This window comes from Amycolatopsis sp. CFH S0740 (assembly GCF_004522315.1).
In the GTDB taxonomy this organism is placed as follows: domain Bacteria; phylum Actinomycetota; class Actinomycetes; order Mycobacteriales; family Pseudonocardiaceae; genus Amycolatopsis; species Amycolatopsis nivea.
In genome coordinates this window covers 86,304-103,965 of sequence record NZ_SDLS01000019.1, presented here as the reverse complement: position 1 = coordinate 103,965, position 17,662 = coordinate 86,304, and the positions used below count along the sequence as shown (strand labels likewise).

At 70.1% G+C, this 17,662-nt stretch carries 15 protein-coding genes; 7 read left to right on the top strand and 8 right to left on the bottom strand.

Annotation, left to right across the window (positions count from 1 at the left end; genetic code table 11):
- Nucleotides 1–15 precede the first annotated feature (15 nt).
- Together EIZ45_RS28585 and EIZ45_RS28580 are read right to left on the bottom strand one after the other, a co-directional pair.
- Nucleotides 16–789: an SDR family NAD(P)-dependent oxidoreductase gene (locus tag EIZ45_RS28585; protein WP_134666768.1), complete on the bottom strand. Its 774-nt coding sequence runs from the start codon at nt 787–789 to the stop codon at nt 16–18.
- Between the two features lie 31 nt (nt 790–820).
- Nucleotides 821–1,642 carry a sugar phosphate isomerase/epimerase gene (locus EIZ45_RS28580; RefSeq protein WP_134666770.1) on the bottom strand — a complete coding sequence of 274 codons (822 nt, stop codon included), beginning with the start codon at nt 1,640–1,642 and terminating at the stop codon, nt 821–823.
- 187 nt (nt 1,643–1,829) lie between these two features.
- On the opposite strand from EIZ45_RS28580, the gene EIZ45_RS28575 reads away from it, so the two are divergent.
- The 3 genes from EIZ45_RS28575 to EIZ45_RS28565 are packed head-to-tail and all read left to right on the top strand — an operon-like array spanning nt 1,830 to nt 5,077.
- Nucleotides 1,830–3,173 (top strand): MFS transporter, encoded by a 1,344-nt coding sequence (locus EIZ45_RS28575; protein ID WP_043834145.1) that lies wholly within the window; start codon nt 1,830–1,832, stop codon nt 3,171–3,173.
- Between the two features lie 27 nt (nt 3,174–3,200).
- Nucleotides 3,201–4,085 (top strand): transketolase, encoded by an 885-nt coding sequence (locus tag EIZ45_RS28570; protein ID WP_308196535.1) that lies wholly within the window; start codon nt 3,201–3,203, stop codon nt 4,083–4,085.
- Nucleotides 4,082–5,077 (top strand): transketolase family protein, encoded by a 996-nt coding sequence (locus EIZ45_RS28565; protein ID WP_134666771.1) that lies wholly within the window; start codon nt 4,082–4,084, stop codon nt 5,075–5,077. The genes EIZ45_RS28570 and EIZ45_RS28565 overlap by 4 nt, the downstream gene beginning before the upstream one ends.
- Nucleotides 5,078–5,102: 25 nt before the next feature.
- Here EIZ45_RS28565 and EIZ45_RS28560 read toward each other — a convergent pair whose 3' ends face one another.
- From EIZ45_RS28560 to EIZ45_RS28540, 5 genes are read right to left on the bottom strand one after another with little or no spacing between them, the layout of a single operon-like run.
- A complete protein-coding gene (locus EIZ45_RS28560) occupies nt 5,103–5,831 on the bottom strand; it encodes a TetR family transcriptional regulator (RefSeq protein WP_134666773.1) in 729 nt (242 codons plus the stop codon).
- A 19-nt stretch (nt 5,832–5,850) separates the two neighbouring features.
- Nucleotides 5,851–7,383, bottom strand: coding sequence for an FAD-dependent monooxygenase (locus EIZ45_RS28555; protein ID WP_134666775.1), 1,533 nt, complete (start codon nt 7,381–7,383; stop codon nt 5,851–5,853).
- Nucleotides 7,380–9,059 carry a (2,3-dihydroxybenzoyl)adenylate synthase gene (locus EIZ45_RS28550; protein WP_134666777.1) on the bottom strand — a complete coding sequence of 560 codons (1,680 nt, stop codon included), beginning with the start codon at nt 9,057–9,059 and terminating at the stop codon, nt 7,380–7,382. The genes EIZ45_RS28555 and EIZ45_RS28550 overlap by 4 nt, the downstream gene beginning before the upstream one ends.
- Nucleotides 9,060–9,069: 10 nt before the next feature.
- The gene (locus EIZ45_RS28545) at nt 9,070–11,391 is read right to left on the bottom strand and encodes a hydantoinase B/oxoprolinase family protein (protein ID WP_134666779.1); all 2,322 of its coding nucleotides are present in this window, start codon (nt 11,389–11,391) and stop codon (nt 9,070–9,072) included.
- Between the two features lie 18 nt (nt 11,392–11,409).
- The gene (locus tag EIZ45_RS28540; protein ID WP_134666781.1) at nt 11,410–13,518 is read right to left on the bottom strand and encodes a hydantoinase/oxoprolinase family protein; all 2,109 of its coding nucleotides are present in this window, start codon (nt 13,516–13,518) and stop codon (nt 11,410–11,412) included.
- Between the two features lie 195 nt (nt 13,519–13,713).
- Here EIZ45_RS28540 and EIZ45_RS28535 point away from each other — a divergent pair, with 195 nt between their 5' ends.
- From EIZ45_RS28535 to EIZ45_RS28520, 4 genes are read left to right on the top strand one after another with little or no spacing between them, the layout of a single operon-like run.
- Nucleotides 13,714–14,460 (top strand): maleate cis-trans isomerase, encoded by a 747-nt coding sequence (locus EIZ45_RS28535; RefSeq protein ID WP_134666783.1) that lies wholly within the window; start codon nt 13,714–13,716, stop codon nt 14,458–14,460.
- 23 nt (nt 14,461–14,483) lie between these two features.
- Nucleotides 14,484–15,104: a VOC family protein gene (locus EIZ45_RS28530; protein ID WP_037812693.1), complete on the top strand. Its 621-nt coding sequence runs from the start codon at nt 14,484–14,486 to the stop codon at nt 15,102–15,104.
- Nucleotides 15,101–15,346 carry a hypothetical protein gene (locus EIZ45_RS28525; protein ID WP_134666785.1) on the top strand — a complete coding sequence of 82 codons (246 nt, stop codon included), beginning with the start codon at nt 15,101–15,103 and terminating at the stop codon, nt 15,344–15,346. Before EIZ45_RS28530 ends, EIZ45_RS28525 begins: the two co-directional genes overlap by 4 nt.
- Nucleotides 15,343–16,572 (top strand): alpha/beta hydrolase, encoded by a 1,230-nt coding sequence (locus EIZ45_RS28520; RefSeq protein WP_134666787.1) that lies wholly within the window; start codon nt 15,343–15,345, stop codon nt 16,570–16,572. The genes EIZ45_RS28525 and EIZ45_RS28520 overlap by 4 nt, the downstream gene beginning before the upstream one ends.
- 39 nt (nt 16,573–16,611) lie before the next feature.
- Here the strand turns inward: EIZ45_RS28520 and EIZ45_RS28515 are convergent, their stop codons facing one another.
- Nucleotides 16,612–17,556, bottom strand: coding sequence for a hypothetical protein (locus EIZ45_RS28515; RefSeq protein ID WP_240690790.1), 945 nt, complete (start codon nt 17,554–17,556; stop codon nt 16,612–16,614).
- Nucleotides 17,557–17,662: the final 106 nt, after the last annotated feature.

Below are 17,662 nucleotides of genomic sequence, written 5' to 3'. Positions count from 1 at the left end.
GTCCTCAAGGGAGGGTCAGTGGAGGAACGAGCCGCCGTTGACGTCGATCGTGGTGCCCTGCAGGTAGCCCGCGTCGTCGGTGGCGAGCCAGGCGATCACCCCGGCGACGTCGTCCGCGGTGGCCTGCCGGCCGAGCGGGACGCTGCGGGTGATCGCGGCTTCCAGTTCGGCGGTGGTCGATTCGGCGCGGATGTCGGTCTCGACCGCGCCGGGCGCGACCGCGTTCACCGTCACCCCGGCGTCGCCCAGTTCCCGCGCCAGCGCCTTGGTGAAGCCGAGGATCGCGGCTTTCGCCGTGCTGTACGGGGTCCGGCCGAACACGCCGCCGCCCTGCTGCGCCGACACCGAGGACATGTTCACGATCCGTCCCCAGCCCGCCTCGATCAGGTCGGGCAGGAACGCTTTCGTGACCAGGTAGGTGCCGGTCGCGTTGACCGCCAGCACCTTGTTCCACAGGTCGAGCGTCGTCTCCAGGAACGGCACCGGCGAGGTGATGCCCGCGATGTTGACGACCGCGCCGACGCCGGGCAGGCGGCCCGCGTCGACCTCGGCCCGCACGGCCGCGTACGCGGCGAGCACGGACGCTTCGTCGGCGACGTCGACGCCGTGCGAGAAGGCGGTCGCACCGGTCGCCGCGAGTTCGTCGGCCACTTCCTTCGCGGCGGGCTCGTCGAGGTCGAGCACGACGACCGCCCAGCCGTCCCTGGCGAAGCGGGCGGCGGTGGCGCGGCCGATTCCGCGGGGCGCGCCGGCTCCGGTGATCACGGCGGTGCGACGGGTTCCGGTCATGTCCGTTGTCTCCTTGGCGTCAGAAGGGAAATCAGAGAGCGGCGAGATAGGCGGCGGCTTTGACCGCGGCGGCCGGACGTTCCTCGTCGGTGACGTCCCGCGTCTCGAGTTCGAGAGAGCTGTGGCCGCGGTAGCCGGTGGCGCGCAGCGCGGCGAAGGTCGCGGCGAAGTCCACGTCGCCGTTGCCGATGCTCAGGTTGATCTGGCCCGGCGTCGCGTCGCGGAGGTGGACGTGCGCGATCCGTCCGGCGAACCGGTGCGCGAACGCGGCCGGGTCGCCGCCGGACGCGACGATGTGGCTGGTGTCGAGGACCAGCCCGACCGCCGGGTCGAGCCGGTCGGCCAGCTGCCCGGCGAGGTCGACCGTGTGGCAGAGCCGGTAAAGATGCGGCGCTTCGCACCACAGCTCGAGGCCCCGGCTCGCGGCCAGCGCCGCCGCCCGGCCCAACTGGTCGGCGACGAGGTCCAGGTCCGCTTCCAGGCTCGTCACCGGCTCGTGCGACGACGCGCCGCACGGCAGCACGAGCGCCCGCGCCCCGCACGCGGCGGCCAGGTCGAGCAGCCGCCGCAGATGGGCCGCCCGGTCCGCCGCCTCCGCCGGGACGAGCGGGCGGTTCAGGTCGCCGACGTCGCCGTTGACCGAGCGCACCGCCAGCCCGGACGCGCGCACCTGCCCGGCGACGATGCGCACCGCCGCGTCGGTGAGGTCGTACGGCACGTGGTCGCAGACCCCGGGCAGCGCGCCGAGGTCGATCTCGGCGAAGCCGCAGTCCGCGACAACCGCCAGCGCGGCGGGGAGAGGCAGGTGCCGGAAGCTGATCGTGGAGCAGCCCGGCGCGGGGAGGCGTTCCATGGTCGGCAATGTTAACAGAGAAGTGTCAACAGACAAGCCGATGACCAATGATCAGTTCTCACAAGGGATTCTCTCCGGAATTCACTGTTGACAGAGCAGTCAGCAGAGCGCACGATACGCTCCATTGTTGACAGCCAGGCAGCTCGATTACTGTCGAGACGGCCGCTGGAAGAGAGAGGCGATCGACATGCGCAGCGAAGCGCTCACCATGCGGGGCCCGGTGCACGGCACCGCGGACGCCCGCCGGGTGGCCTGGGGCTCCACCGCCGGGGCCGTGATCGAGAGCTACGACTTCATCGGGTTCGGCACCGCCGCGGCGCTCTACCTCGGCCACGCCTTCTTCCCCGGCGCGTCGCCCATCGCCGGCACGCTGTCGGCGTTCGCGACCCTCGGCGTCGGATTCATCGCGCGGCCGCTCGGCGGGATCGTCGGCGGGCACCTCGGCGACCGGATCGGGCGCAAGCCGGTGCTGGTGGCGTCGCTCATCATCATGGGATTGGCGACCTTCGCCATCGGCCTGCTGCCGACCTACGCGACGGCGGGCGTGCTCGCGCCGGTCCTGCTGGTGACCGTCCGGATCGTGCAGGGCCTCGCCTACGGCGCCGAGTGGAGCGGCGCGATCCTGATGACCTACGAGCACGCGCCGTGGCTGCGCAAGGGCAGGTTCACCGGGATCGTGCAGTCCGGGTTCCCGATCGGGCTGCTGCTGGCGAACCTGGTGTTCCTCGTGTCGGTGAACCTGCCCGGCGACTGGGCGTGGCGGGTACCGTTCCTGGCCAGCCTGGTGCTGGTGATCGTCGGGCTGGTGCTGCGGGCGAAGGTGCCGGAATCGCCGGTGTTCCAGGACGTGCGCGACAGCGGCGACCTGGTGAAGGCCCCGATCGCGGCGGTGCTGCGCGACGACTGGCGCAACGTGGTGCGCGGCATCGGCCTGCGGATCGCCGAGACGGCGGGCTACGCGGTGTCGATCACCTACCTGATCTCGTACCTGAAGTCGGAAAAGCTCGCCAGCAGCGGGGAAACGATCCTGGCGCTGTGCATCGCCTCGGCGATCGGCATCGCCGCGACCGTCGGCTGGGGCGCGCTCACCGACCGGGTCGGCCGCCGCTCGGTGTACGTCTGGGTGACGCTGTTCGCCGCGCTGTGGGCGATCCCGATGTTCCTGCTCGTCAACACCGGCACGCTGATCGCGATCGTGTGCACCGTCGTCGTCTCCTACGGCGTCTGCCAGAACGCGCTCGCCGGATCGCAGGGCGCGTGGTTCCCGGAGCTGTTCCAGGCGGGCACCCGCTCCTCGGGCGCCGCGCTGGCCTATCAGATCTCGGCGATGATCTCCGGTCTCACCCCGTTCGTCACGACGCTGCTGTTCCTCGGCATGGGCTGGCTCGGCCCGGCGCTGCTGTTCCTCGCGTTCTCGCTGCTCGGCCTCGTCTCGGCGCTGGTGACCCGGGAAACCTGGGGCCGCGCGGAGCGCGAGGCGGCCCGCGCGGCGGTCGCGAGCTCCGCGCCGGCCGCCCAGCCCGCCGCCTGAATCCCTGTCGCCGAAAGGAAAATCGCTGTGAGTCTCGACCTGATGACGCCGACTTCGTTCCGGCGACGGCTGGACGCCTGCGCGGAATCGGCGTACCGCATCCGGATGGGCGTCCTCGACGAGGGCGAAGCGCAGGGCGAGGGCTACGTCGGGCAGGCGCTCGGCGCGGCCGACCTTCTCGCCGTGCTCTACCGCGACGTCCTGCGCTTCGACCCGGCGGATCCGGAGTGGCCGGACCGCGACCGGTTCCTCCTGTCCGTCGGCCACTACGCCCTGCTGCTCTACTCCGCACTCGCCGAGGCCGGGGTGCTCCCCCGCGAAGAACTGGCGACCTACGCCGCGGACGGCTCGCGGCTGCCGATGTCGGCGATGGCCACCTACACGCCCGGCGCCGAGATCTCCGGCGGTTCGCTCGGCCACGGGCTGGGGCTCGCCGTCGGGATGTGCCTCGGGCTGCGCGCGCAAGGCCGGACCGGGCAACGGGTCTTCACGCTGTTCAGCGACGGCGAACTCAACGAAGGGTCGACGTGGGAGGCCGCGATGAGCGCGGCGAGCTGGCAGCTCGGCAACCTCGTCGCGTTCGTCGACATGAACGGGCTGCAAGCGGACGGACCGACCCGTGACGTCCTCGCCCTCGACCGCCAAGAAGACCGCTGGCGCGCCTTCGGCTGGCACGTGCAACGCGTCGACGGCAACGATCCCGAGGCGTTGCTGCGCGCGGTGGACGAGGCGACCGGCAACGCGTCGGCCGTCGGACAGCCGCACCTGGTCATCTGCGACACCGTGGTCGGCAAGGGCGTCCCGTTGCTCGAAGGCCGGGAAAAGCTCCACTTCATGAAGATCGCCGCCGAGGAATGGCCTGTGTGCAAAGAGCAGCTGACCGCCGGACACGAGAAGAGGACCCGCCGATGACCGTCGCCCAGCCGCAGCGCTCGGCCGCGATGATCGCCTCGATCGCCGACCCCGGGGTGCGCACGACGCGGGCCCCGTTCGGCGACGCGCTCGTCAAGGCGGCCGAGGCGGACCAGCGGATCGTCGGGCTCGCCGCGGATCTGGCGAAATACACCGACATGCACGTGTTCGCCCGCGCGTTCCCGGACCGGTTCTTCCAGATGGGCATGGCCGAGCAGGTGATGATGGCCGCCGCCGCGGGCATGGCCGAGGTCGGCCAGATCCCGTTCGCCGCCACCTATTCGGTGTTCGCCACCCGGCGCGCCTACGACTTCCTGTGCCTCGACATGGCCGAACCGGGGCTCAACGTCAACATCGTCGCGGCGTTGCCCGGCCTCACCACCGGCTACGGCCCGAGCCACCAGGCGACCGAGGACGTCGCGATCCTGCGCGGGATGCCCGGACTGACCATTGTGGACCCGTGCGACGCGGTGGACATCGAGCAGGCCGTGCCCCAGCTCGCCGCGGCCCCCGGCCCGAGCTACACCCGGCTGCTGCGCGGCGCGGTCCCCCGGATCCTCGACGACTACGACTACTCCTTCGAACTCGGCAAAGCGAAACTGGTCCGGCCCGGCGACGACGCCGTTTTCGTGGCCTCCGGCCTGATGACCATGCGTGGCCTCCTCGCCGCCGAACAGCTGGCGAAGCGGGGAATCGACGTGGCGGTCGTGCATTGCGCGACGCTCAAGCCGTTCGACGAGGAGACCGTGCTCGCCCAGATCGCGGGCGACCGTCCGGTGTTCACCCTCGAAAACCACAGCGTGATCGGCGGCCTGTTCGAGACCGTCGCCGCCGCCCTCGCCCGGTGCGGCATCGGCAAGAAGGTCGTGCCGATCGCCCTGCCGGACGAATTCCTGGCCGCCGGCGCGCTCCCGACGTTGCACGACCGCTACGGCATTTCGACGAACGCCGTGACCGACCGGGTCCGAAAGGAGCTGTCCGCGCGGGCCTGACCGAACTGGCCGCGCGCCGGACGTCTTACGCCCGCCCGGATTCGTCCGGGCGGGCCAGCCTCTCGACCAGATCCAGCTCGAGCCGGACGTTGGCGAGAATCCCTTCCACCGTCGGGGATTCCGGTGCGCGGTCGTCGCTCCGGACGGTGCGCACGGCCATCTCCGCGAGCTGGTCGGCGGTTTCCTGGTCGTCGCCGCCTTCCTGGTGCCACCAGGCGATCCAGTTGAGCATGCCGATGACGCCGAGCGCCGCGGTGCGCGCGTTGACGTTGCGGAAGCTTCCGTCGGCGATGCCGCCGTCGATCACCTCGACGAGTTCCTTCAGCACGCGCCTTCGGCTCGCCCGGTAGGATTTCGCGAGGTGCTCCGGCAGGTCGGATTCCGACCGGATCATCAGCCGGAACCGGTCCGGGTCGGCCATCTGGTGCAGCGCCAGCGTCTGTGCCATGCGCCGCAGCTTCGCGGACGGGCTCAGGTCCGTCAGCGCGTTGATCTCGCGCAGCAGCTGGGCGGGCTGGTCGGCGATCTCGCTGACCAGCTGGGCGAACAGGTCGTCCTTGCTCGCCACGTAGTGGTAGACCGCCTGGCGGGTCAGGCCGGTCGCGTCGGCGATGTCCTGCAGCGTCGTCCCGGCGACCCCGCGCTCGGCGAACAGCCGGGCGGCGTTCTCCTTGATCTCCCGTTCGACCAGTTCGCGCCGCACGCTGGGGCGGCCCCGGCGTTTGGGCGGCGGGTCGGCGGCAGGGGAAGTCATAGCGGCCAAGGCTAGTCCATCACCCGGTGAAGGCCACGAGATCGACACGCTCGCTGGCGAGCGCGCCCGCGGCGACGGCCCGGAACCCGGCGGGCACGTCCGCGACCAGGAGCGCGCCGGTCGCGCGGCGGATGCGCTCGCCGAGGTCCAGCCGGTCGAGGGTCGCCTCCCGGTCGCCGGGGCCGGTCAGCCAGTACGCGCTCGCGGGTGGCAGGCCCGCGATCAGTTCGGCCGCCTCGGGGCTCCACGGCCGGACCGAGATCTCGACCGGCAGCGTCCCGGCCGCGGTCCGCAGCGCCTCCGGAGCGGTGCGGCCGGGGAACCTCCGCCCGCCCGCGGTCAGTGGCCGGTCGAGGATCCACTCCGTGACCGAGGCCGGGCACGGGACCTCGTCGGTCCCGACCCCGCCGAACGCGGCGAGACCGGGGACGGCGACCTGCGGCGCGGACTCCGCGAACCGGTCGACGGGCACCTTCCCGGCCCGCGTCATGTACGCGACCATCAGCTGCTCCACCGGCATCGACAGGCGCTCCGGGAACGAGTCCCACCACGCCATCGAGCGTTCGGCGATGGACTGCAGGTGTTCGACGGCGGGCCGCCGCTCCGCCTCGTATGCGGCGAGCGCGTCGTCGAGGCCGTCGGCGACGAGCACGGCCCGGTCGAGCGCGATCGCGTCCTCCATGGCGAGTTTCGTCCCGGAACCGATCGAGTAATGCGCGGTGTGCGCGGCGTCTCCGAGCAGGACCACGTTGCGCGTGTGCCAGCGGCGGCACCGGATCGTGCGGAACCGGAGCCATTTGGTTCGATTGCCGATCAGCCGGTTTCCTTGCAGGGTCTCGGAAAACGCCTCCTGGAGGTAGCCGAGCGAGCGCTGGTCGCTGTCTCCGTTGGGCGTCTCGCGGGTCGAAACGTCGAATCCCGCCCGCCGCCACGTCTGCTCGTCGGTTTCGATCAGGAAGGTGCTGCGGTCGGCGGCGTACGGATAGGCGTGCGCGACGAAGGTGCCGTGCTCGGTAGTGACCGGGGTGAAGATCGCCCGCGGCAGCGCGAAGTCGGTGCCGCACCACAGATACAGGCCCTCGCCCTCGGCGATCTCCGGACCGAACTCCTCGGCCAGGTCGGTCCGGGTCGCGCTCGAAATCCCGTCGGCGGCGACGATCAGGTCGGCATCGAGCTCCGACACCGCCCGGCGCTCGCCGAAGCGCAGCTCCACTCCGGCGGCTTCGGCGTGCTTTTGCAGTACGGACAACAAGGTCGCGCGTCCGATGGCGAGCAGTTCGCCGTGCGCGAGACGCACCTCCGAGTCGCCGACGCGCATCGACATCTCGTGCCCGTGCGAGGCGGCGACGATGCTGTCGAGCGATTCCTCGTCGGCGAGCCGCAAATTCCGCTGCGTCCGCGATGCCAGCCCGACGCCGAATCCGAAGGTCTTGTCCGGCACGCCTTGTTCGTAAACCGTCACCTCGGCGCCGGGATGACTGCGTTTGAGCAGCCGGGCGGCGTACAGGCCGCCCGGCCCTCCGCCGAGGACGGCGATGGTGTCGAGCTTCATGCTCCGGCTCCTCGCGGGGTCGGTCCGGCCGCGAGCGGTGCCGCCGCTTCGGCCCGGAGGCGCTTCTTGTCGATCTTCCCGACGTTGGTCTTCGGCAGTTCCGGCACCCAGACCAGGCGTTCGGGCCACTTGAACTTGGCCACGCCGAGCCCGTCCAGATGCCGCTGCACCTCGGGCATCGTCAGGGTCTGCCCGGTCGCGGACACCAGGAACGCGCAGGCCTTCTCCCCCAGCCGCGCGTCGGGCATCGCGACCACCGAGGCGATCGCGACGTCCGGGTGCTTCATCAGCAGCACCTCGACCTCCTCGGCGTTGACCTTCTCGCCGCCGCGGTTGATCAGGTCCTTGATCCGGCCCTCGATCGACACATGCCGGCGGCCGTCGACGACGTGGACCGCGGCGAGGTCGCCGGTGCGGTAGAAGCCGTCCGAGGTGAACGCGACCGCGTTGTGCTCGGGCGCGTCGAAGTAGCCCGGGATCGTGTACGGGCCGCGGCAGCACAACTCGCCGACCGCGCCGTCCGGCACTTCGGTCTCGGTGCCCGGTTCGAGGATCCGGACTTCGTCCGAAGGCGCGATCGGCGTGCCGACGGTCGTCGTGCGCAGGGCTTCCGGATCGCCGGCCCGGCTCGCCAGGAACATCCCCTCGGACATCCCGAACATCTGTCCGGCCCACCGCGTTTCGCCGTCGTCCACGCGCCGGAACACGTCCGGCGGAACCTTCGCCCCGGACAGCACCGTGCGCCGGACCGTGGGGAGGACCGCGTCGAACTCGGCTGATCGGAGCGCCTGGTAGTGGCCGTGCCCGATGAGGACGTCGGTCACGCCGTGCTCCGCCATCAGCGCGAACGCGGCGACGTGGTCGGGATTGGCCAGGATCAGGGTCGCGCCGACCGAGTGGGCGGCGTGCAGTGCGCAGGAGATGCCGGCGTTGTGGATGACCGGGATGAGGTGCGCGAGCCGGGTGTCGGCGTCCCATCCCAGCGCCTGGGCGTACAGGAGCGCGTTGTTCCAGTACTCGGCGTGGATCCGCGGGATCACCTTCGGCACTCCCGTTGTCCCGCCGGACAATTGGAACACCGCGACGTCCTGCGGATCGGTTTCCGCCTCGACGCTTTCGACGAACGCCCGTGCTCGCGCCGGATCGATCCCGGCGCCGAGGTCCTCGATCCGGTGCGTTCCTTCCGGCGCGCCGACGGTGAGGACGGTGCGCAGCGTCGGATGTCCCTCGGCGACCTGGCGGGCGAACGCGACCAGGTCGAACCCGAGCCCGGCCTCGACCAGATGCGCCGCCGCGCCGACCTTGCGGCTGATGTGGCCGATCTCGTGCATCCGGTGCTGCGCCAGCGTCGCCACCGGCACCAGGCCCGCCTTGAGACAGCCGTACCAGGCGAGCACGATCGCCGTCCGGTTGGTCGACTGGAACAGCACCGGGTCGAGCCGGCGCAGGCCCAGGCTGCGCAGCCCGGCGGCGATCCGGTCAGTGCGCTCGTCGAGTTCGCGGTAGGTGAGGGCACCTTCTGCGGTAATGAGCGCGGGGCGATCGCCTTGCCGCAGCGCGGATTCGTGCAGCCGCGCGCTGATCGGCAGGTCGCTCCATTCGCCGCTCTCCCGGTAGCGGCGGGCGCGATCGGCGGGGTACCGGACCACTCGCCCGTCCCAGTCGGATGCGGTCACTGAATGCTCCTCAGTCGATCGGCGCGGCGGTCAGCAGCGCGGTCAGTTCGCCGACGTGGTCGGGGTGGTCGGCCGGAACGACGCCGGAGTAGACCGCCGACCAGCAGCCCGGGCAGCACTGCTGGCGGAACACGACCTCGGCGTCGACGTACTCCGACGGAGCCGAAACCACCTGCGGTCCCGCCGCGCTCGACGGCCCCTCGTAGCGGGCCAGCGCCAGCTTCCCGGATTTGGTGTCGCCCAGCAGCCGGCCGCAGTGCGCACAGGCGATCACGCGGGCCTCGCCGATGGTGACCTCGGCCAGGTTGTCGTCGATCCGGCGCGCGTTGCGCAGATCCACTGTCGCCTCTTGGGAAAGCGGCGTCTCGGAACGGTCGCGCCGCTCGTCCAGCATCCTCGCGCGCAACTCGGCGGTGGCGGACTCGTCGAGTTCGCCGTTCGCGATCACGACGCCGTAGTTGGTGCGGGCACCTTCAGCGGTCACCTTGCCGTTGGCCACATCCCAGGCGACCGCGTCGGCATCGCGGCGCAGCGGATCGCCGTAGCCTCCGCCGCCCTGCCAGTGCATGTACAGCACCTCGCCGGGAGCCAGGTAGCTCTCCGCGTAGCAAGCGCCGATTTCCTTGGTGCCATTGAGTTCTTCGAGGTTGCCCGGCAGCTGGCCCGACGAAAGCAGTTCCTGCACTCCGGAATCGCGCGCCAGGATCTCGAGACCGGTGTTGCCGGGGAGTCCGCCCGCGAGGCCGCCGTTCTGCGCAACGGCCTTCCCTGCGGACGCGAACACCAGCCCCATCGGCAAGCTGCTGCCGTACGGGGTCACGGCGAGCGACGCGCTCACCCCGCCGCGCATCCGCCCCGGTCCGCCCGAGTCGGGTTCTTCCCGGCGCCAGAGCGTCAGCAACGGGTAGAGGAATTCGGTCATTTCGGTGTCCGGGATCCGACCCATCGGAATGCAGAACAGGCCGCCGGTGTCCATGCCGTCGGCCACCGGACGCGCGCCGTAGCCGCCCGCCATCGGCTCCATCAGGATGTTCAGGAACGGTGCCGGCTGCTCGCCGCGCTCGTCCAGCCCGGCCACGATCGCGGTGTCCCACGTCCCGCAGCACGACGCCTGGACGCTCTTGCCGAGGTCGACGTCGCGGTCGAGCATCTGCGCGAGGCATTCGGCGATCAGGTTCCCGGTGAGCCAGGCAGGTCCGATCGGGCCCCGGCTGACCGCGGCGGGGAAGGTGGCGTTGTTGATGGTGCCCTCTTCGGAGATCAGCTCGAAGCAGCGCATCAGCCCGCCCGCGGCCCACGGGATGTCGCCGGCCAGCACCGGCAGCACAGCGAGCATGACTCCGCCGCGCATCCCGGCGTAGGTGCAGTTGATGACGCCCGCCTGCGGGTCGGTGCCGGTGAAATCGAAGACCAGGCGATCGTCCGATTTGGTCATCGCGACGGTGATCTTGTGCAGCCGGCGGTCGCCGGTCGACGCCTGGTCCTGGTAACCGGTGGCCTTCCAGGTGCCGTCCGGCAGCCCGCGCAGCTTGGTGCGCAACCGCGCCTCGGAGTCGTTCATCATCCGCTTCATCACGGCCTTGACGGTGTCCGCGCCGTACTGCTCGATCACCGCGAGGAGCCGGTCGCGGCCGACGGTGTTGGCCCCGATCTTGGCGCGCAGGTCGAGGCCCACAAGCATCGGGACGCGCGAGCGGCGGGTCCAGGCGTCGGCGACGTCGCGCTGCAGGACGCGGTCGCGGACCACCTTGATCGGCGGCGTCGGCACCGATTCGGAGAAGACGTCCTTGGCTCCCGGGTCGAACGAACCGAGGCCGGAACCGCCGAGATCAGGTTCGTGGCAGATCGCGCTGGTCCACGCGAACAGCTTGCCGTCGTGGAAAATCGGCTGGTACACGATGACGTCGCTCTGGTGCAGCCCGCCGCCGACCCAGGGGTCGTTGCACAGGAACATGTCGCCGTCGGCGATGCCGGGGTTGGCGGAGCGGTGCTCCAGCGTCCAGTAGATCGCGAGGTCGACGGCCCCGACGAGCATCGTGTTGTAAAGGCCCACCTGGACCTCTTGGCCCACCTCGTCGCTGACGGCGAAGTCGAAGTCGTTGGCGTCGGTGACGATCGGGGAACCGGACATGCGCTTGAGCGCCTCTCCCATCTCGTCGGTGACCGACCACAGCCGGTGCCGGATCACCTCGTAGGTGAGCGGGTCGACGGCGTCGATCTGGTCCTGGGTGACGGTGTGCAGCGGGACGGTCCCGCCGACGGCCCGGCTGAGCGCGTCGGGGTCGAGCGGGCGGCTGGAGAAGATTTCCGAGCCGGGGATCGGTGCGGTCATGCCAGTTCTCCTTGGGGCTCAGGCCTGGTCGAGAGCGATGTGCAGGTTGCCGAGCCGGTCGACGGTCCCGGTCGTGCCGTGCGGGACCACGACGGTGGTGGTGGGCACCTCGATCACCGCGGGACCGCGCAGCACGTGGCCCGCGCGGAGCTTCGTGTAGTCGTAGATGGCGGTGTCGGCGTAGCCCTGGCTCGCGCCGAGGCACACCTTCCGGGTGCCGGTGAGCGCCGGGGACGCGTCCGCGGAGTCCGCCTTTTCGAGTTCGGGCAGGGTCGGCGAGAACGGCAGGACGCCGGTGCCGCGGACGCGGTAGGTGATGGCCTGGATGCCGGCCTCGCGGAATCCGCTGTCCTGCCCGAAAAGCGTGGCGTAGCGGGCTTCGAAGAGATCCGCCGCCTTCGCCACGTCCTCGGCGGCCAGGTCGCCGCTGGGGATCGGGGTCGCCACCTCGGCCAGCTGCATGGTGTAGCGCATGTCGATCTCGCGCTCGATTTCGACGGCCGAGAACTGCATGCCCTGACGTTCGAGCATCTCGCGGACCTCGGACTCGAGCTCCTCGAAGTTGCGCTGCACGCGGACCGGGTCGAGCGGAAGCGCCGCCGGGTCGGAAAGTTCCTTGGCCAGCACGATGTCCGACGAGGCGAGCCCGTACGCGGAGAACGCGGAAGCGACTTGGCCGAGCGGCACCACGACGTCCGTGGCGCCGATCTCCTGCGCGTACCGGCCGCAGTGCGCGGGGCCGGAACCGCCGAAGGCGTAGACGATGAAGTCGCGCGGGTCGTGTCCGGCCTCGACCACGGTTTTCCGCAGCAGGTCGCCGGTCTGCGCGTTCTGCACCTCGTAGATCGCCGCGGCGGCTTCTTCGACGCTCAGCCCGAGCGGTTCGGCGATGCGGGTACGGATCGCGTCGCGGGCCAGTCCGACGTCGAGCGCGCGCCGCCCGCCCAGCAGGCCGCGTTCGGGGATGATGCCCAGCACCAGATTCGCGTCGGTGTTGGTGGGTTCGGTGCCGCCGTTGCCGTAGCAGGCCGGGCCGGGGACCGCCTGCGCGCTGTGCGGGCCGATCTGAAGATTGCCGCCCGCGTCGATCCACGCGATCGCGCCGCCGCCGGAGCCGATGGCGTGCACCTCGAGGGTGGGCACGTTGATCGGATGGTGGTTGATGATCGTGGTCGACGACCGCACCGGTTCGCCGTCGACGACGAGCCCGGCCAGGAAGGTGGTCCCGCCCGCGTCGGTGGCGATGATGTTGCGGTGGCCCAGCTGCTCGCCGAGCGACACCGCGCCGACCACGCCGCCGGTGAGCACCGAGCCGACGGTGGAGATCGCGTTGCCCGGAGCCTCGGAAGCGGCGACGGCCCCGCCGTTGCTCTGCATCACCAGCAGCGGACCGGCGAGCTTTTTCTTGCGCAGCTTGCTCTCCAGCTCGCCGAGGTAGTCGCGCAGGCCCGGGCCGACCTGGGTGCTCATGATGGTGGTCGCGTTGCGCGCGAACTCCCGGATGCGCGGGGACACCTCGCTGGAGATCGCGACGAACAGGCCGGGGTCGATCTCGTGCGCGATCTCCCGGATCCGCTGTTCGTGCGCGGGATTGCGGAACGACCACAGCAGCGACACCGCGATCGCGGAGATGCCGTCGGAGACGATGGCGCGCACGGCGGCGCGGACCTCGTCCTCGTTCAGCGGGACGACGACCCGGCCGTCGCGGTCGACGCGCTCGGTGACCTCCAGCGCGTGGCGCTTGCGGACCAGCCCGTGCGATTTGCTCTGCCCGATCGGGTTCTGCAGTTCCTCCGGCGCGCGCCCGAGGTAGCGGCCCTCGACGTTCATGATGTAGATCGAGTCGCGGTGGCCCTTGGTCGTCAGGAAGCCGATGTCCGGGACCTGGTTCATCACCAGCGCGTTGAGCGACGAGGTGGTGCCGTGCGCGATGTGGTGGGTGCGGGACAGCATCTCCGCCACCGGGACGCCCAGCTGCTCCGCGAGCACGCCGAGCACGTCCATCACGCCGTCCGAGTAGTCCGGCGGGGTGGAGGCGGTCTTGCCCGCGAGCACCAGGCCCTCGCCGTCGTCGAGGACGGCGTCCGTGAACGTGCCGCCGACGTCCACTCCGATTACGTATGCCATGAGCTCCGCTCTCCCTTGAGCTGAACGATCCTAGGTGACCCAGATCACTGGTTCGACTACTATGACGATTATTCGACGCTTGCGCAGAAAAAGTCAAGGGGATGTGTGCATCGCCCTCTGCCTGCGCGGACGACTTGACTGTTTTACATGAGCGTCGAATACTCGTCGTAGACGCAAGGAAGTGAGGGGACCCGCATGAGCACCCACCGGATCGGGCTCGTCGTACCGAGCAGCAACGTCACCGTCGAGACCGAGATGCCGGCCCTCCTCGCGAGGCACCCCTCCGCGGAGTTCTCGTTCCACTCGACGCGGATGCGCATGCACACCGTCTCGCCGGCAGGCCTCGCGGCGATGAACGCCCAGCGCGAGCGATGCGTCCTGGAGATCGCGGACGCTTCGCCGGAGGTGATCCTGTACGCGTGCCTGGTGGCCGTCATGGTCGGCGGCCCGGGTGAGCACCGGCGGGTCGAGTCCGCCGTCGCCGAGCAGCTCGCCACCGGCGGGTCCGAGGCCCTCGTCCGGTCCAGCGCCGGTGCGCTGACGGAAGGTCTGCGCGCACTCGGCGCCCGGCGGGTCGCCTTGGTGACGCCGTACCTGAAGCCGCTCGCGCAGCAGGTCGTGGACTATCTCGAGGCGGAGGGGTTCGAGATCGCCGGCTGGCGGGCGCTCGAAGTGTCCGACAACAACGAGGTCGGCTGCATCCCTGGCGAACGGGTGATGGCGGCCGCCCGGTCGCTTGATCTGTCCGATGTGGACGCTCTGGTGCTCAGCTGCTGCGTGCAGATGCCCTCGCTCAGCCTGATCGAACCCGCGGAGCAGGAGTTCGGGATTCCCGTCCTCTCCGCCGCGACCGCCGGCGCGTACAGCATTTTGCGCAGCCTCGGCCTCGACGTCTCGATCGACGGCGCGGGCAGTCTCCTGCGCGCCCGCGCCACTGTCTGATACCGCCGGAAAGGAGAACCAGCATGTCCGAAACACACCTGGTGAAGGGCGTCGACCACGTCGCCTTCCCCACGTTCGACCCGGCCGGGACGGTCCGCTTCTACCGGGACACCCTCGGTTTCCCCGTGGTGCACTCGATCTGCGCCGCGGGCTGGGGCCCGGAGCAGCACCCGGATTTCATCCACTTCTTCTTCGACATCGGCAACAACGACCGGCTCGCGTTCTTCTACTACTTCGGGCTGGACCAGTTCGACGGCGGCCCGCAGGGCGACGTGTACGCGAAGTTCGCCGAAGACGTGCCGCTCTTCTTCATCCGCTCGCGCCACCTCGCGATCCACGTGGACAGCGAGGAGCACCTCCTGGAGTACCGCCGCCGGCTCGACGCGAGCGAGTGGCCGGTCGAAATGCAGATCCAGCACGAGACCATCGAGTCGATCTACACGCACGACCCCAACGGCTACATGGTCGAGATCACCCGGGCACTGCGTCCGGTGACGCCGCAGGAAGACCTCGACGCGAACCTCACCATCGACGCCCTCCTCGACGTCGTGTCCGGCCCGGCGCCGTCGATGGACGCACTGCTGGTCCGCAAGGCGGAACTCATCGTCGAGCGGTCTTCGGCGGCGGAGGTGCCCGCGCGATGACTGCCGTGTTCTTGTTGGATGTTCCCGAAAACCAGCCGATCGTGGCGGTCGCGGCCCAAGCCGACACCGTCACCGTCGACCGGGTCGGCGCGTATTTCAAACTCAGCGCACCGGGTCCGATCGTGATCGATCGCCGCGCCACCGGCTGCCGGCACGCTGTCTGGTACAGCAGCATCGCGGGCCTGCTGGACGCGAAAATCACGCAGTGGGACAAGGACGCGCTGCGGTTGGAAGCACGATGACCGCGCGACTTGGCGCCGGACGGTATGTCGACAACGTCGAAATCCCTTCTGGCACCGTCACTTCCGCCCATGAACTGACCACATTAGACGGTGCGAAAGTCTCCGGCGTGCTGCGCGCACTGCCCGGTGCCGACACCGTCGTGTCGATCATGCATCCGCGGATGGACACGACCCACCACGTGCTCGTCCCGGAACTGGTGGCACGGGGTTTCGCGGTGTGGACGCAAGGCACGCGCTCGCCGAACAACGACCTGAACCTGATCCACGAACAGGCCCTGCTGGACGTCGCCGCCGGTCAGGTTTTCCTGCGGGAGAAGGGATTCTCCGCGCGCGTCACGCTAGGCCACTCCGGCGGCGGCACCCTGTTCGCGTTCTACCACCAGCAAGCAGGACTGCCTCCAGAACGACGACTCACCGCCGCCCCGTCCGGCCGACCGGTCGACCTGGCGTCCGCAGACCTGCCCGCCCCGGACGGCGCCGTGTTTCTCGCCCCGCACCCCGGCCAAGGCGCGCTGCTGCAACGGCTGATCGACCCGTCAGTCGCCGACGAGTCGGATCCGCTCTCTGTGCTCCCAGACCTGGACCCGTTCTCGGCCGCCAACGGTTTCGCCCCTCCCCCGTCGTCTTCGGCTTATTCCGCTGACTTCATCGAGCGCTACCGCACAGCTCAAGCCGCCCGGATCGCCCGCATCGACGCGGAAGCCCGCGCCCGCGTCGCCCTCGCCGCCGAAGCCCGCGCCCGGTTCAAGACCACCCAGGACCCCGCGGACCGCCGAGCGTCACTGGCACCCCGGATCCTGACGATCTACCGCACCGACGCCGACCTGCGTTTCGTCGACCTGTCCCTGGACCCGAACGAGCGCCCGTACGGCTCGCTGTTCGGCCGCCGCCCCGACCTGACCGACTACGGCCTGGTCGGCTTCGCCCGACTGGTGACCCCGGAAGCGTGGCTGTCGACCTGGTCGGCGAACACGAGCAATGCGTCCTTCCTGCGCTGCGCGCCGGGCGTGCGGACTCCGTCGCTGTTCGTGGAACTGACCGGAGACGCGGCTTGTTTCCCTGACGACGCGAAAGCGATGGTCGCTGCGTTGGGTGCCGAGGATGTCGAGCATCGTCAGGTACCGGGGACCCATTTCGGCGGCCCGCTTCGGCCTGGCGAACCTACCGGGGCCAGTCTGGCGGCGGCGGAGATCGGCGAATGGCTTTCGGCTCGGTTTCCGGGGTGAAGGTGCGCTCACCGCGGTGTCGCAGGGACTCCGCCGACCTCAGCGCTTCACCACAACCCTGCGGTAATCGCGAATCCCCACGACGGTCAATGCCACCACGATCACCCCGGCGGAGCAAACCTGCGCGAGCACTATCTCGTCGAACGGAATGATGCCGTTCTTCAGCACCAGGTTCTGGACCAACGCCAGCGCGATGCACAGGGCCAGCGCGAACGTCCATGCCGGGCGTGGTTCGGAGCGGAGCCGGAGCAGCAGGTAGCCGGCTCCGGCGATCGCGCACAGCCAGACGAGCGGGGACAACCCGGTGAGCCGGTCGAGGCCGCCGGGGAGCCCGAACCTGAGCGCGAGGACGGGCGCGAGGAGCAGGCTTCCGCCGATGGCCCACCACCACGGTCGCGTCGGGGGCAGTGGGGCGTCGGAGTGGAAGGCTGGCAGCAACAGCACCAGCGGGAGCCACTGCGGAGCGAAGTACGCGGCCGCTTCCGGGCTGGGATGTTTGATCAGGAACCAGATCGCGCCGGCGGTCAGGATCGTCACGCAAGCGACCCGCGCCAGGCGGCGCCAGCCGTCGACCAGCAGGACGAGCGGGATCAGCGCGGCGGCCAGCGGGATGAGCTCGGTGATCAGGTCCGACGTCAGCGCGGCGCGGAAGGTGCTCGGGTAGGAGCCGGAGAGGGTGCGGAGCATCCAGAGCGTGTTGCTGGCGTTGCAGGCCGATTTGAGCACGTCCCAGAGCAGGCCGAGGAGCGCGACCTGCCGCACGAGATCACCGAGGGCGACTGTTCGGGCGGGTGCCGCCCGGGCTGCCAACCGGGTGCGTACGCCCAGCGCCAGCACCGCCCACAGTTCGCTCCACAGCGCCTTGCGATCCTGCTCGTCATGCAGGTCGAGCAGGGCTCCGACCATCTCCTCGGCTCGGTCGGCGCGGTACCAGGCCGGGAGGACGCGGACCAGGGCGCGGTACTTCGTCTCGGCGCCGATCATGCTCGTGCTTCCGCTGCGTGCGGGCTTCGCACCATGCTCCACATATATCCTAGGACGATATATAGCGGCGTACGTTGCTTCGTCGTCCGCGAAACTTCGCCGAAGC